Below are 14692 nucleotides of genomic sequence, written 5' to 3'. Positions count from 1 at the left end.
CTCCGAAGAGGGGTTTTTTGTGCCTGAACGGCGTATTTACTCAAACGAGGCGGGTTTTGCCGCTGCTGCTGTTGCATGATTAACGGCAGAGTGACCCCCCGCGCTGCCTTTACCGGCGAACTCGGTGGTCGGGCGTACCCAGTCGCTGTGGCGCGGTGCTTCCACCTCATAGGCTGGCGCAGGCGCTTTGGTCATCGGCGCGGAGGCAGCGTGCTGCTGTTTAGCCGCGCCGCGTAACGGCTGTACCGCACGAACCGTGGTCGGAACAGCGGGTTCTGCCACCTGCGGTGCGGTCTCGACAGCGGCAACGGGTGCAACGGTCTCAATCGCGTCGGCTGTGGTGACAGGCGCTTCAACCGCTTCAACCGCTGGTGCGGTTTCTTCCGTTGCCAGAGAAACCTCCGCTACTGCGGTATGTTGCTCGACAGCTTCGACAGCTTCCTGCTCAGCGCTTGCTGCGCTTACCGTTGGTGCCACCACCGGTTGTTCTGCAACAACAGGGCTCGGCACTGAGGCGGTTTCCGCGACAGCGACATCAACAGGTTCTGTTGTTTCTACCGCGTCTGGGACTCCGGCCGGTTCAACGGTAGCTGGTGCTTCGACGGTGTCTTGTGCGACATGTTCAGGTGCGACATGTTCAGGTGCGACATGTTCAGGTGCGACAGGCGCGGTGCTGACGGTGTCGGCGACAGGCGGTGCAATGACGTCGTCCGTCACTGGTGTCGCGACAGGTTGTGCTTCCGCCTCAAGTGCAGCGATGACCGGCAGTGCGGCAATCGGTGCTTCTACGGCCGGTGCCAGCTCGGTTGACAGTTCGTCGTTTTGCGCCAGCGCAGCCACCGGATAGCGGATCCACACTTTACCGGACGCCATTTCCGGCGAAGCAGAAGCCTGCGCCAACGGCATTGGTGATTGTGTCGGATAACGCTCATCACGATAGCGACGACGACGTTGACCACTCACGCGCAGATGACGCGGTGAACGGCGCGAGCGACGTGGCATATTGGCATCATTACGGCCCGCATCTGCCTGCTCTGCGTTGGTTTCGGTCTCCACTGGCGGGTTTGCCGTGGCGTCCGTCAACAGCGGCAGGGCGTGTTCTGCCACTGGTGCAGGCAATGTTGATGCTTCAACCTGGCTATCAGCCTGTACTGCGTCACCGTCAATGATACGCACTTTCTGAGTTAACTGGCGGCGCTGACGGCGCGGCATGACCGGCGTCGGTTTCTCCTGTTCACTCTCTTCCTGCGTGTTTTCTTCATCACGGTTCAGGACTTTAACATCTTGCTGGGCTTGACGTTTTTCATCCTGACGACGACGTTGGCGCTCAGCGCGCTGTTCACGGCGCTGCTGATCGTCACGCGGCGCTTTTTCAACTGCTTCTTCAACGGGGGCGACAGTTTCCGCCACCGCTGCTGGGGCATTCTGACGTTTGTTGCGACGGTTCTCATCCCGTGATTCGCGGTTACCGTCACGGTTTTCCTTGTTGCCATCACGACCATCACGGCTGTCACGGGCACCATCACGTTGATTACGATCGCGACGGTTGTTTGAACCTTGACGACGACCAGAACGGCGCTCCTGACGCTGCTCCGTTGAGGCAGGCTCTTGCGTGTCGGTGCTTTCCGGTTGGCTTTCAGCGCTGGCAAACACGTTTTTCAACGCGCCGAACAGACGACCAAACAGCCCAGGTGTTGCAGGCGCAGCGGCTTGCTCTGGTGCGGTTTGAACGGTCGGCTTCGGTGTGATTACCGGCGATTCAGGCAGGTCAGACATGGTGAACGTGGCCAGGGCCGGTTGCTCAGGAACCTTGCGCTCCAGGGATTGCTCTTCCTGAACCTGTTGTGCCTCGGCATCAAGGCGCTGTGGCAGCAGATAGCTGAGCGTGGTTTTTTCTTCACCTTTACGCACGCGCATAACATGGTAGTGCGGCGTTTGCATGCCATCGTGCGGCACGATTACAGCGCGCACGCCACCCTGACGTTTTTCAATCGCATTCACGGCTTCGCGTTTTTCGTTCAGCAGATAAGACGCGATAGGCACCGGCACGATAGCGTGAACTTCCCGGGTGTTCTCTTTCAGTGCTTCTTCTTCAATCAGACGCAGGATAGAGAGCGACAGGGATTCGTTATCACGGATAGTACCCGTCCCGCTACAGCGAGGGCAGACGTGATGACTGGATTCACCCAGCGACGGGCTCAACCGTTGACGGGACATTTCCAGCAGGCCGAAGCGGGAGATGCGACCAATCTGAATACGGGCACGATCCTGACGAACGGCATCGCGCAGTCGGTTTTCCACTTCACGCTGGTGACGAACCGGGGTCATATCGATAAAGTCGATGACAATCAAGCCACCGAGGTCGCGCAGACGCAACTGGCGGGCGATTTCATCAGCCGCTTCGAGGTTGGTGTTGAAGGCGGTTTCTTCGATATCGCCGCCGCGCGTTGCGCGGGCCGAGTTGATATCGATCGCCGTCAACGCTTCGGTGGTATCGATGACAATGGAGCCGCCAGAAGGCAAACGCACTTCGCGCTGGAAGGCGGATTCAATTTGCGATTCGATCTGATAGTGGCTGAACAACGGAATTTCACCGCTGTACAATTTGATTTTGCTGCTGAAATCCGGACGGCCCAGGGCAGAGATATGCTCTTTGGCAAGGTCGAGGATTTTGGGGTTATCGATAAGGATTTCACCGATATCCGGGCGCAGGTAGTCGCGGAATGCACGCACGATCACATTGCTTTCCTGATGAATCAGGAAGGGAGCAGGGCGACCTTCCGCCGCTTTTTGGATGGCATCCCAGTGTTTCAGACGAAACGCCAGATCCCACTGAAGCGCATCGGCGGATTTGCCGACACCCGCAGTACGCACGATGAGCCCCATGCCATCAGGCAGTTCGAGCGAGCTCAGTGCTTCTTTCAGTTCGGTGCGATCGTCGCCTTCGATGCGACGAGAAATGCCACCCGCGCGCGGGTTGTTCGGCATCAACACCAGATAGCTGCCCGCCAGACTGATAAAGGTGGTCAGCGCTGCGCCCTTGTTGCCACGCTCTTCTTTGTCCACCTGAACAATCACTTCCTGACCTTCGCGCAACACATCTTTGATGTTGGGACGACCATGTGAGGAGTAGTTACTGGGGAAGTATTCGCGAGCGATCTCTTTTAAGGGAAGGAAACCGTGTCTTTCAGCGCCGTAATCGACAAAAGCAGCTTCAAGACTGGGTTCGATGCGGGTGATTTTTCCTTTATAGATATTGGCCTTTTTCTGCTCATGACCTGGGCTTTCAATATCCAGATCGTAGAGCCGTTGACCATCAACCAAAGCAACACGCAACTCTTCTTGCTGAGTTGCGTTAATTAACATTCTTTTCATCTTAACTTACTCGTTATTTTTACTTGCATCATTGATAGAGCTACGGACAAAGATGCTGAATGACCGGGTTCACCGATGGCCTCGTGGCTTATCGCAGGGACGTCAACCTCCCGGTTGTCGCCTGCATAGAGGCGCATATTTCGGTAGCCTGTATTTCCTGGTGGAAAACAGCACATTTATTGAGGGAACAGCTTCTGAAGAAGGGTCACCAGATCTGATTCCATTTACCGGCCAAGCTGCCATCCGCAGCCCGCTAACTGCTTGATTCCGCATTACGTCTTACGCCATTGCCGCGTTTATACGTTATCAGGCAAATTTACCTATTTTGCCCTTTCCACTGTTTCAGGAAGATAGGCGGGTAAAACCACTGCATTATTCCATTGCTGGTACTGTTATAGCAAGGTGACTTTACGGATGTGCAACAAGATTGTTGTCCTGATTTTTATCAAACGCACGAACACTATGTCTGAAGTCCGCAAGCTCGATGGCAATCAGTTGGCCCAATCTCTGTGCAACAGCCCATTAAGTACCTGACAGACAGTTAAGCACATAAAAAGAAGTGGCGCTATCTGCACGGGCTATTTAGAATCGCGCATCATGAAAACAGAGAATCCATCAGTACAATTTATCGCAGTTTCTGCCGATGAAGCAGGGCAGCGTATCGACAACTTTTTGCTCGCGCGGCTCAAAGGCGTGCCGAAAAGCATGATTTACCGCATCTTGCGTAAAGGCGAAGTGCGTGTGAACAAAAAACGTGTCAAGCCGGAATATAAGCTACAGGATGGCGATGTGGTGCGCGTTCCTCCCGTGCGCGTAGCGGAGCGCGACGAGCCTGCGGTGTCTGCCAGCCTCGGTAAGGTTGCCGCGTTGGCCAATTGCATTCTGTATGAAGATGACAGCCTGATCGTGCTCAATAAGCCTTCCGGCACGGCGGTACACGGTGGCAGCGGGCTAAGCTTCGGCGTCATTGAAGGGCTGCGTGCACTGCGGCCTGAAGCGCGCTTTCTGGAATTGGTGCACCGGCTCGATCGCGATACGTCCGGCGTATTGCTCATCGCGAAAAAACGCTCGGCGCTGCGTGCGCTGCACGAGCAGCTGCGGCTTAAGGGAATGCAGAAAAATTATCTGGCGCTGGTACGCGGTCAGTGGCAATCCCACTGCAAAGCGGTGCAGGCACCGCTATTGAAGAATATTTTGCAAAGCGGCGAGCGCGTGGTGCGCGTCAGTAGTGAAGGCAAACCTTCGGAAACCCGTTTCAAGGTGGAAGAACGCTTTGAGCAGGCGACGCTGGTGCGCGCCAGCCCGGTGACGGGACGCACCCATCAGATCCGTGTGCATACGCTGCACGCAGGCCATCCCATTGCGTTCGATGATCGCTATGGCGACAGAGAATTTGACCGGCAACTGGCTGCCACCGGGCTGTCGCGTTTGTTCTTGCACGCGCAGTCGTTGACTTTTGAACATCCCGGTACCGGCGAGACGATGCGTATCGAAGCACCGCTCGATGCGGCGTTACGCCACTGCTTGCAGGTGTTGCGGCAGCAGAAATAGCATCAGTGCTGTTTAGTAATTAAAAACGTCAGCGTGGTGTTGGCCTCAGACGGATGACAAAGTCCGTTGTTAGGCGAAGTGCGGCGATGGGGTCGTAGCGGCGTAAGCCGCCGGAGCGCCCCTCGTCGTGATTCGCCGGGAAACACAGGCATGTAGGTTACCCTAACCCGGTCAGCGTTAGCGGATTGACGCCTTCGCGGCGCAGCATCTCGCACAGCGCAATTAACGGCAGGCCAACCAGCGTATTCGGGTCGCGTCCGGAAAGTTTATCAAACAGGGCGATGCCCAATCCTTCACTTTTGAAACTGCCTGCGCAATGCCAGGGCTGCTCCCGCGTCAGATAGGCAGCAATGTCTTCTTCACTCAGCGCACGAAAATGCACGTCAAAGGGCTCGACCTGCGATTGCAGCACGCCACTGGCGCTGTTGAGCAGCGCCAAACCGGTATAAAAGGTGACGCGGTTGCCGCTGGCCTGACGCAACTGCTGCGCCGCCTTCTCCGCTATCAGCGGCTTTCCTGTAATGACACCGTTAAGCACGCAGACTTGATCGCCGCCGATAATCAGGTGTGCGGGGTAGCGGCTCGCCAGTGCCTGCGCTTTTTCCCGTGCTAATCGCTCAACCAGCGCGACGGCGCTTTCTTGTGCACGTGGGGTTTCATCAATATCGGGATTGGCACACTGAAACGGCAGTCCCAGCTTGTCGAGCAGGCTTTTACGGTAAGGAGAGGTAGAGGCGAGCACTATCTGAGACATAATTTTTACGATAAACCGTAGCGTAATCAAAAAAGGCATTTTACACTGTGCGCCGCTGAGAAAGCGAATCTGGGCGAATGCGAATCTTGATAAAATAGTGAGACAACGCAGCCTTTTTCTTTGACTCTATGTCGTTACGACGTTAATATGCGCGCCCTATGCAAAAGGTAAAATTACCCCTGACCCTGGATGCGGTTCGCACGGCTCAAAAACGGTTAGACTATGTTGGTGTCTACACGGTTGAACAAGTTGCACGCGTTGCCGAGTCTGTGGCAAGTGTGGATAGTGATGTTCAGGTCTCTTTATCGTTTAATATCGATAATCAGCGCCTGGCGGTGATTAACGGCAGTGCACAAGTGGACGTTACGCTGATGTGCCAGCGCTGCCAAAAGCCGTTCGAACATCAGATTCACACCACATTTTGTTTCAGTCCTGTCGTCAATGACGAGCAGGCAGAGGCTCTGCCGGAAGCGTATGAGCCGATCGATGTCGATGAGTTTGGCGAGGTCGATTTGCTGGCGATGGTTGAAGATGAGATTATTCTCGTATTGCCCATCGCTCCGGTACACGATTCTGAACACTGTGAAGTGTCCGAAGCGGACATGGTGTTCGGTAAACTGCCTGAAGAGGCGGAGAAACCGAACCCGTTTGCCGTATTAGCCAGTTTAAAGCGTAAGTAATTAAGGAGTAAGGTCCATGGCCGTACAACAGAACAAACCTAGCCGTTCCAAACGTGGTATGCGTCGTGCTCACGATGCGCTGACCACCTCTTCTGTTTCCGTAGACAAAGTTTCTGGCGAAACTCATCTGCGTCATCACATCACTGCGGATGGTTACTACCGCGGTCGCAAGGTTATTGCCAAATAATTCTCACGAATTATTAGCAAGGCAATACCTTGACACGCCTCACACTGGCGTTAGATGCAATGGGCGGGGACGTCGGTCCCTGCGTTACAGTGCCTGCGGCATTGCAGGCACTGGCTTCTAATCCGGGTCTTCACTTGTTATTGGTCGGCGATCCCGCTGCGCTTTATCCATTACTCGCCAAAGTCGATTCTGCTTTACTCTCCCGGTTGGAAATTGTGCCGGCTGAATCGGTTATTGCGAGTGATGCGCGCCCGTCGCAGGCGATCCGTGCCAGTCGTGGCACGTCGATGCGCATTGCGCTGGAACTGATTAAAACGGGTAGGGCACAGGCGTGCGTGAGCGCAGGAAATACCGGTGCTTTGATGGGACTGGCGAAACTGCTGCTCAAACCGTTGGAAGGTATCGATCGTCCTGCCTTGGTGACGGTGCTGCCGCATCAGCAGCAGGGCAAAACGGTGGTGCTGGATTTGGGTGCCAATGTCGAGTGTAACAGCGCGCAATTGGTACAGTTTGCCGTGATGGGTTCAGTGATGGCCGAAGAAGTGCTAGCGCTGAACAATCCGCGCGTCGCCCTGCTGAACATCGGCGAAGAAGAGACCAAAGGCTTGGCCGCGATTCGCGATGCGGCTGCGCAGCTAAAGAATACGCCCTCGATTAACTATATTGGTTATCTTGAAGGCAATGAGTTGTTGACGGGCAAAACCGACGTGATGGTCTGTGACGGCTTTGTGGGTAATGTCACATTGAAAACGATGGAAGGCGTGGTAAGGATGTTCCTGTCACTGCTTAAATCGTCGTCGACCGATGTCGGGCATAAAGCAAAGCAAGCGTGGTGGCTCACGTTGATCGGCCGTTTTATCCAAAAACGTTTGGCGAAACGGTTCGGACATCTCAATCCTGATCAATATAATGGCGCATGTCTGTTAGGGCTGCGGGGCACCGTGATAAAAAGCCATGGCGCGGCAAACCAACGGGCGTTTGCCGTCGCTATCGAACAGGCAATGCAGGCGGTGCAGCGGCAACTTCCTGACCGAATTGCGGCGCGCCTGAAAACTGTATTACCCAAGAGTGACTGAGCGTACATGTATACTAAAATAATCGGAACGGGCAGTTTTTTGCCTGAACAAATCAGGACGAACGCTGATTTAGAACAATTGGTCGACACTTCCGATGAGTGGATTGTGACGCGCACCGGTATCCGTGAGCGCCGCATTGCCGGGCCGGATGAAAACGTGGCGACCATGGGACATCAGGCCGCGCTGAACGCGCTGGAGATGGCGGGCGTTGACAAGGACAAGATTGGCTTGCTGATTGTCGCAACCACGTCCTCTACGCACGCGTTTCCAAGCGCCGCGTGTCAGGTTCAACAGATGCTGGAGATCCGCGACACCATCGCCTTTGACGTCGCTGCGGCTTGCGCAGGGTTTACCTATGCGCTCAGCATTGCCGATCAATATATTAAAAACGGTGCGGTAGATTACGCGCTGGTGATTGGCTCAGACACACTGGCGCGCACCCTGGATCCTGCCGATCGCGGTACCATCATTCTGTTTGGTGACGGTGCGGGCGCGGTGGTGTTAGGGCAATCGGAACAGCCCGGCATCCTGTCAACCCATCTGCACGCAGATGGTCGCTATGGCCATCTGTTGACGCTGCCTCATCAGGATCGTGCGCATCAGGATCAACCTGCCTACCTGACCATGGCCGGTAACGAAGTGTTCAAAGTGGCCGTGACGGAACTGGCGCACATCGTTGAAGAAACGCTGCATGCCGCACAGCTCGACAAGAGCGAACTGGACTGGTTGGTGCCGCATCAGGCTAACCTGCGTATCATCAGTGCCACGGCGAAGAAATTGGGCATGGGCATGGACAAGGTTGTGGTGACACTCGATCGCCACGGCAATACGTCGGCCGCTTCCGTACCCTGCGCGCTAGATGAAGCGGTGCGCGATGGGCGGATAAAACCCGGTCAGTTGATCCTGCTGGAAGCCTTTGGCGGCGGGTTCACCTGGGGTTCTGCGCTGGTTCGTTTTTGATCAAACGGGACGTTTAAAATGACGCAATTTGCAATGGTATTTCCGGGGCAAGGTTCCCAGACAGTCGGCATGCTGGCTGAACTGGCGGCACAGTACCCGGTAGTACAAGAAACTTTTGCCCAGGCTTCTGAGGTATTGGGTTATGACTTGTGGCAGCTCACTGCACAAGGCCCGGCGGAAGAACTGAATAAAACCTGGCAAACTCAACCAGCGCTGCTGACGGCGTCGGTGGCGATTTGGCGGGTGTGGCAGCAGCAGGGCGGCAAACAGCCCGCGCTGATGGCAGGCCACAGTCTGGGCGAATATTCGGCGCTGGTGTGTGCCGGTGCGCTGGATTTTCAGGAAGCGGTGCGTCTGGTTGAACTGCGCGGCAAACTGATGCAGGAAGCCGTGCCGGAAGGGACGGGCGCCATGTACGCCATCATCGGTCTGGATAACGATGCCATTGCGGCGGCCTGTGAAGCCTCTGCCGAGGGGCAAGTGGTTTCTCCGGTGAATTTCAACTCGCCGGGGCAGGTGGTTATCGCGGGTAACAAAGAAGCCGTTGAGCGTGCCGGTGCTGCTTGTAAAGCCGCCGGGGCCAAACGTGCGTTGCCGCTGCCGGTGAGTGTGCCTTCCCACTGCGCGTTGATGAAACCTGCGGCAGAAAAACTGGCAGAGGCGTTAAAAACGATTACAGTTACTACGCCAGCCATTCCAGTGGTAAACAATGTTGATGCGCGTAGCGAAACCGATCCCGATGCCATCCGTGCAGCGCTGGTAAAACAGCTGTACAGCCCGGTGCGCTGGACCGAGTGTGTCGCCTACGTTGCAGCCCAAGGTGTTGACACCTTGCTGGAAGCGGGACCGGGCAAAGTATTGACCGGGCTGACAAAGCGTATCGTTGATACCCTGAGTGCGGCGGCGATTAACGATCCGGCTTCACTGTCTGCGGCCCTGGAACAATAAGAACGGAGAGTACCATGAGCTTTGAAGGAAAAATCGCCCTGGTAACGGGTGCCAGCCGCGGTATTGGCCGTGCGATCGCAGAAACGCTGGTTGCTCGCGGTGCCACCGTGGTGGGAACCGCCACCAGCGAAAATGGCGCGCAAGCCATCAGCGAGTGGTTGGGTGCCAATGGCAAAGGTTATAGGCTCAACGTCGCCGATCAGGCGTCCGTTGAAGCAGTACTGACAGCCATTCGTGCGGATTTCGGTGAAATCGACATTTTGGTCAACAACGCGGGTATTACGCGTGATAACCTGTTGATGCGAATGAAAGACGATGAGTGGCAAGATATTATCGACACCAACCTGACATCGGTATTCCGTCTGTCAAAAGCGGTGTTACGTGCCATGATGAAAAAGCGCTTTGGCCGTATCGTCACCATCGGTTCCGTAGTCGGGACCATGGGGAACGGCGGACAGGCGAACTATGCGGCAGCGAAAGCGGGCCTGATTGGTTTTAGCAAGTCGCTGGCGCGCGAAGTGGCCTCACGCGGCATTACTGTCAATGTGGTTGCGCCAGGTTTTATCGAAACCGATATGACGCAGGCATTGACAGAAGAACAACGTGCAGGCATTTTGAGCCAGGTTCCTGCGAACCGTCTTGGGGACGCTAAAGAAATCGCCAGTGCTGTTGCTTTTTTGGCCTCCGATGAGGCTGGTTATATTACGGGTGAGACATTGCATGTCAACGGCGGCATGTATATGATCTAAATAGCTCGGAATTTATTTGCGTTATTTGCGGTGAAAACCGCAAAATAGCACAAAATCGTGGTTAGACCAGCCGGGATTTTGTTGCATCTTTTTCAACATTTTATACACTACGAAAACCATCGCGAAAGCGAGTTTTGATAGGAAATTTAAGAGTATGAGCACTATCGAAGAACGCGTTAAGAAAATCATCGTTGAACAGCTTGGTGTTAAACCGGAAGAAGTGGTTAACAACGCTTCCTTCGTTGATGACCTCGGCGCTGATTCTCTTGACACCGTTGAACTGGTAATGGCGCTGGAAGAAGAATTTGATACTGAAATTCCAGACGAAGAAGCAGAAAAAATCACAACTGTTCAGGCAGCCATTGATTTTATTCAGGCTAACCAGCAGTAAGCGAACATATCTAGGCGGTCATTCGACCGCCTAAGTTTTCTTTGTCCCGCAGTGTCATATTTTCCCTCCCTGGAGGACAAGCGTGTCTAAGCGTCGTGTAGTTGTGACCGGACTGGGCATGTTAACTCCTGTCGGCAATACAGTTGAGTCCACCTGGACTGCTCTTCTTGCCGGTCAGAGTGGCATCAGCCCGATCGACCATTTCGATACTACTGCCTATGCAACTCGGTTTGCTGGCTTAGTAAAGGATTTCAATAGCGAGGATTTCATCTCGCGCAAAGAAGCGCGCAAGATGGATGCCTTTATCCAATACGGTGTCGCCGCGGGCATTAACGCCATGCGCGATTCCGGTATTGAAGTGACGGAAGAAAACGCGACGCGCTTCGGTGCGGCGATCGGTTCCGGCATTGGTGGCCTGGGGCTCATTGAAGAGAACCACAGTTCACTGGTGAACGGCGGTCCGCGTAAAATCAGCCCGTTCTTTGTCCCTTCCACCATTGTTAACATGGTGGCTGGGCATCTGAGCATCATGTTCGGACTGCGTGGTCCGAGTATTTCCATTGCCACTGCCTGTACTTCTGGCGTGCATAATATCGGCCATGCGGCGCGCATCATTGCTTACAACGATGCAGATATCATGCTGGCTGGCGGCGCGGAAAAAGCCAGTACGCCTCTGGGCGTTGGTGGATTTGGCGCAGCCCGTGCACTTTCCACGCGTAACGACAATCCTCAGGCGGCAAGCCGTCCGTGGGATAAAGATCGCGATGGTTTCGTGCTGGGTGACGGTGCCGGGATCATGGTGCTGGAAGAGTATGAACATGCGAAGAAACGCGGCGCGAAAATTTACGCCGAAATCGTTGGCTTCGGCATGAGCAGCGATGCCTATCACATGACGTCACCGCCGGAAAACGGTGCGGGCGCGGCGCTGGCGATGCAAAACGCTCTGCGCGATGCGGGCATCACCCCGGCTCAGATTGGGTACATCAACGCGCACGGCACATCAACGCCTGCGGGTGACCTGGCGGAAACGCACGCGGTGAAATCCGTGTTTGGTGAACAAGCGAGCCGCGTAATGGTGAGCTCAACCAAATCCATGACCGGCCACCTGTTAGGGGCTGCGGGCGCTGTGGAATCTATCTTCACGGCGCTGGCGCTGCGCGATCAGGTTGTTCCGCCGACCATCAATCTGGATAATCCGGACGAAGGTTGCGACCTGGATTTTGTACCGCATGAAGCACGTCAGGTTTCCGATATGGAATACACACTGTGTAACTCCTTCGGTTTTGGCGGCACCAACGGTTCACTGGTATTCCGCCGCGTGTAACAGCGTTGCGATACCGCTAAAAGCCCGGGCAACCGGGTTTTTTTTTGCCTGTCACCCATCATTGTGGTAGGGCAGAATTCAGAACACGCCACTTGTTGCCGCCCTGGGTTACTGGCACTCTGAACGTCACGCTACTGCCGCGGCTATTGGTGTTGTTGGCGTCAGTGTAAATGAACGTGTTGGGTGAGGACTGCGTATGTTTTGGATAAATGGTCAGGTGCAAGAGCAGATAACCGTTGCCGATCGTGGCCTCCAGTACGGTGATGGATGCTTCACCACCGCGCGCGTGCTGGAAGGCAAGGTCGTGTGGTTAGCATTGCATATGGCGCGGTTACGTCAGGACGCTGAGCGTTTGCTTATTCCGTTTGCGGCATGGGATACACTGCAAGCCGAAATGGAGCGGGCGGCGCAGGGGGTTGAGCAAGGCGTAGTGAAAACCATCCTAACGCGCGGCAGTGGCGGTCGAGGTTACAGCACACTGTCTTGTGGCGAACCGACGCGCATTGTGATGCAGACGGGTTATCCAGCGCATTACATCGAATGGCGCAAGCAGGGCATCACCCTTGGCATCAGTCCGGTCACATTAGGGCGCAACCCACGATTGGCGGGCATTAAACACTTGAACCGGCTGGAGCAGATCCTGATACGCCAGGAGATGGAAGCACAAGCTGTCGATGACGTGGTGGTGCTTGACACTGAGGGCTACCTGGTGGAATGCTGTGCGGCTAATTTGTTTTGGCGCAAGGGCCGTCAGGTTTTTACGCCGGATCTGTCAGCGGCGGGCGTGAGTGGCGTAGCGCGCCAGCAGGTGATGACCCGCTTGGCCCACTACCCCGATTATCAACTACAGGTGGTGCGCGAACCCGTGACGACGCTCGCCGATGCTGATGAAGTGTTGGTGTGTAATGCGTTGATGCCGGTGCTTCCGGTCAATCAAATTGATACCTGGTGTTATCGCTCCAGAGCGTTGTACCAACTACTGAGCCCTAACGGTTAGTCGATGGTTGAATGATGAAAAGAAAGAAAACGCTATTTTTCCTGCTGTTGGTGATAGTACTCGCCTCGGCACTCGGCGCTGCATGGCATAACCTGCAACAGTTTGCCCGCTCATCGCTGCTGATTGAACATGAGACCATTTTCACCCTTCCGGCCGGAACTGGTAGAGAAGGGCTGGAAACGACGCTGACAGAACAGCAGGTGATCCCTTCAACCGTGCTGTTTCAGTGGTTGCTGCGCGCAGAGCCCGAATTAGCCAAGTTTAAAGCCGGGACCTACCGCTTTATGCCGGGCATGACGGTACGGGAGATGCTGGCGCTGCTGGCGAGCGGCAAAGAGGCGCAGTTCTCTATTCGTTTTGTCGAAGGATCGCGACTGCGCGACTGGCTGGAAACGTTGAAAACCGCACCTTACCTGACGCACAGCGTGCAGGATCAAACGCCGCAAGCGATCGCCGCGCTGTTGGACATTAAAGAGGCAGAGAACCCGGAAGGCTGGCTCTATCCCGATACCTATCTTTACACCGCTGGGACGCGCGACAGCGATCTGCTGCTGCGTGCACATCATCGTATGCGTAGTGTGGTGGACGGGGTGTGGAAAAACCGCGAAGCGGGCTTGCCCTATGCGTCGCCGGAAGAACTGCTGACCATGGCCTCCATCGTTGAAAAAGAGACGGCAGTCAAAGAGGAGCGCCCTCAGGTCGCCTCGGTGTTTGTGAATCGTCTACGTGCTGGCATGCGTCTGCAAACCGATCCTACCGTGATTTATGGCATGGGTGAGGATTATCGTGGCGTGATAACGCGTAGCGCGCTGGACACCGCGACGCCGTATAATACCTATGTGATTGCCGGGTTGCCGCCGACGCCGATCGCCATGCCGAGTCGAGCTGCACTTGAAGCCGCCGCGCATCCGGCAAAAACAGATTATCTTTATTTTGTGGCGGACGGTAAGGGTGGGCACCGTTTCACCACCAACCTTGCCGATCATAACCGTGCAGTGCGCGCTTACCGCTCAACGCTGAAGGACCGGGATGAACAGTAAATTTATCGTGATTGAAGGATTGGAAGGCGCAGGCAAAACCAGTGCGCAGAACACCGTATTAACCACTTTACGGGCGCACGGGGTGCAGGATGTGGTTTTTACCCGCGAACCGGGCGGTACGCCGCTGGCCGAGCGGCTGCGTGACCTGATAAAACAGGGCGCTGACGACGAAAGAATCACGGATAAAGCGGAATTATTGATGCTTTATGCCGCGCGCGTGCAACTGGTGGAAAATGTCATCAAACCCGCCTTGGCGCGTGGCAGTTGGGTGATTGGCGATCGCCACGATCTCTCCTCGCAGGCTTATCAGGGCGGCGGGCGCGGTATGGATCAACAATTGATGCAGTCACTGCGCGATACCGTGCTGGGCACCTTTCGCCCCGATCTGACCTTGTATTTGGATATTCCGCCGGAGCAGGGATTGGCGCGCGCGCGTCAGCGCGGTGCACTCGACCGCATTGAGCAGGAATCGCTGGATTTCTTTGCCCGCACCCGCGCACGCTATCAGGCGCTTGCCGCCGCCGATGCCACCATCGTTACCGTTGATGCCTCGCAGTCGTTGGACAAGGTGAGTGCTGATATTGAAGCCGCGCTGGTGCAGTGGCTTGGTCAGCAGCCGGCACCAGAAGCTGCGCCGCTGTCGGTACAGGAGCGCTAAGC

General features: G+C 55.5%; 14 protein-coding genes. 12 read left to right on the top strand and 2 right to left on the bottom strand.

All coding sequences use genetic code 11. The annotated features are described in order from the left end of the window. Positions 1-36: 36 nt before the first annotated feature. Positions 37-3375, bottom strand: a complete 3339-nt coding sequence (gene rne, locus J5067_RS06730) for a ribonuclease E (RefSeq protein WP_264650728.1) — start codon at positions 3373-3375, stop codon at positions 37-39. Between the two features lie 597 nt (positions 3376-3972). Between rne and rluC the strand changes: the two genes are divergently transcribed. Then, positions 3973-4926, top strand: coding sequence for a 23S rRNA pseudouridine(955/2504/2580) synthase RluC (gene rluC / locus J5067_RS06725; protein ID WP_264643076.1), 954 nt, complete (start codon positions 3973-3975; stop codon positions 4924-4926). A 157-nt stretch (positions 4927-5083) separates the two neighbouring features. Here the strand turns inward: rluC and J5067_RS06720 are convergent, their stop codons facing one another. Beyond that, complete coding sequence (locus J5067_RS06720) at positions 5084-5680, bottom strand: nucleoside triphosphate pyrophosphatase (protein WP_264650727.1); 597 nt, start codon at positions 5678-5680, stop codon at positions 5084-5086. 158 nt (positions 5681-5838) lie between these two features. On the opposite strand from J5067_RS06720, the gene yceD reads away from it, so the two are divergent. The 11 genes from yceD (at position 5839) to tmk (ending at position 14690) form a co-directional block, all read left to right on the top strand. Further along, positions 5839-6360 (top strand): 23S rRNA accumulation protein YceD, encoded by a 522-nt coding sequence (yceD, locus tag J5067_RS06715; RefSeq protein ID WP_264650726.1) that lies wholly within the window; start codon positions 5839-5841, stop codon positions 6358-6360. A gap of 16 nt (positions 6361-6376) precedes the next feature. After that, the gene (rpmF, locus tag J5067_RS06710; protein ID WP_009112338.1) at positions 6377-6547 is read left to right on the top strand and encodes a 50S ribosomal protein L32; all 171 of its coding nucleotides are present in this window, start codon (positions 6377-6379) and stop codon (positions 6545-6547) included. A gap of 29 nt (positions 6548-6576) precedes the next feature. Then, positions 6577-7623: a phosphate acyltransferase PlsX gene (gene plsX / locus J5067_RS06705; protein ID WP_264643073.1), complete on the top strand. Its 1047-nt coding sequence runs from the start codon at positions 6577-6579 to the stop codon at positions 7621-7623. Between the two features lie 6 nt (positions 7624-7629). Next, the gene (locus tag J5067_RS06700; RefSeq protein ID WP_264650725.1) at positions 7630-8583 is read left to right on the top strand and encodes a beta-ketoacyl-ACP synthase III; all 954 of its coding nucleotides are present in this window, start codon (positions 7630-7632) and stop codon (positions 8581-8583) included. A gap of 18 nt (positions 8584-8601) precedes the next feature. Beyond that, positions 8602-9531 (top strand): ACP S-malonyltransferase, encoded by a 930-nt coding sequence (gene fabD / locus J5067_RS06695; RefSeq protein WP_264650724.1) that lies wholly within the window; start codon positions 8602-8604, stop codon positions 9529-9531. 14 nt (positions 9532-9545) lie between these two features. Beyond that, the gene (gene fabG, locus J5067_RS06690) at positions 9546-10280 is read left to right on the top strand and encodes a 3-oxoacyl-ACP reductase FabG (RefSeq protein ID WP_264650723.1); all 735 of its coding nucleotides are present in this window, start codon (positions 9546-9548) and stop codon (positions 10278-10280) included. 154 nt (positions 10281-10434) lie between these two features. Beyond that, on the top strand, positions 10435-10671 hold the full coding sequence (acpP, locus tag J5067_RS06685) for an acyl carrier protein (RefSeq protein ID WP_012765204.1): 237 nt from the start codon (positions 10435-10437) through the stop codon (positions 10669-10671). 82 nt (positions 10672-10753) lie between these two features. Further along, entirely contained in the window at positions 10754-11995 is a 1242-nt protein-coding gene (fabF, locus tag J5067_RS06680; protein WP_264643069.1) for a beta-ketoacyl-ACP synthase II, read from the top strand. 196 nt (positions 11996-12191) lie between these two features. Next, positions 12192-12992: an aminodeoxychorismate lyase gene (gene pabC, locus J5067_RS06675; protein ID WP_264650722.1), complete on the top strand. Its 801-nt coding sequence runs from the start codon at positions 12192-12194 to the stop codon at positions 12990-12992. A gap of 14 nt (positions 12993-13006) precedes the next feature. Beyond that, a complete protein-coding gene (mltG, locus tag J5067_RS06670; RefSeq protein ID WP_264650857.1) occupies positions 13007-14032 on the top strand; it encodes an endolytic transglycosylase MltG in 1026 nt (341 codons plus the stop codon). Then, positions 14022-14690, top strand: a complete 669-nt coding sequence (gene tmk / locus J5067_RS06665; protein WP_264650721.1) for a dTMP kinase — start codon at positions 14022-14024, stop codon at positions 14688-14690. The genes mltG and tmk overlap by 11 nt, the downstream gene beginning before the upstream one ends. Positions 14691-14692 lie beyond the last annotated feature (2 nt).

Origin of the sequence: Candidatus Symbiopectobacterium sp. NZEC151 (genome assembly GCF_025962655.1) — a bacterium.
GTDB lineage: Bacteria > Pseudomonadota > Gammaproteobacteria > Enterobacterales > Enterobacteriaceae > Symbiopectobacterium.
This window is presented reverse-complemented; position numbering and strand designations above follow the sequence as displayed.

Bases quoted from the DNA above. Each gene is read 5' to 3' on its own strand.
- rne (WP_264650728.1), bottom strand. From the start codon at position 3,375: ATGAAAAGAATGTTAATTAACGCAACTCAGCAAGAAGAGTTGCGTGTT.
- mltG (WP_264650857.1), top strand. From the start codon at position 13,007: ATGAAAAGAAAGAAAACGCTATTTTTCCTGCTGTTGGTGATAGTACTC.
- J5067_RS06720 (WP_264650727.1), bottom strand. From the start codon at position 5,680: ATGTCTCAGATAGTGCTCGCCTCTACCTCTCCTTACCGTAAAAGCCTG.
- pabC (WP_264650722.1), top strand. From the start codon at position 12,192: ATGTTTTGGATAAATGGTCAGGTGCAAGAGCAGATAACCGTTGCCGAT.
- fabG (WP_264650723.1), top strand. From the start codon at position 9,546: ATGAGCTTTGAAGGAAAAATCGCCCTGGTAACGGGTGCCAGCCGCGGT.
- J5067_RS06700 (WP_264650725.1), top strand. From the start codon at position 7,630: ATGTATACTAAAATAATCGGAACGGGCAGTTTTTTGCCTGAACAAATC.
- rpmF (WP_009112338.1), top strand. From the start codon at position 6,377: ATGGCCGTACAACAGAACAAACCTAGCCGTTCCAAACGTGGTATGCGT.
- tmk (WP_264650721.1), top strand. From the start codon at position 14,022: ATGAACAGTAAATTTATCGTGATTGAAGGATTGGAAGGCGCAGGCAAA.
- fabD (WP_264650724.1), top strand. From the start codon at position 8,602: ATGACGCAATTTGCAATGGTATTTCCGGGGCAAGGTTCCCAGACAGTC.
- acpP (WP_012765204.1), top strand. From the start codon at position 10,435: ATGAGCACTATCGAAGAACGCGTTAAGAAAATCATCGTTGAACAGCTT.
- rluC (WP_264643076.1), top strand. From the start codon at position 3,973: ATGAAAACAGAGAATCCATCAGTACAATTTATCGCAGTTTCTGCCGAT.
- yceD (WP_264650726.1), top strand. From the start codon at position 5,839: ATGCAAAAGGTAAAATTACCCCTGACCCTGGATGCGGTTCGCACGGCT.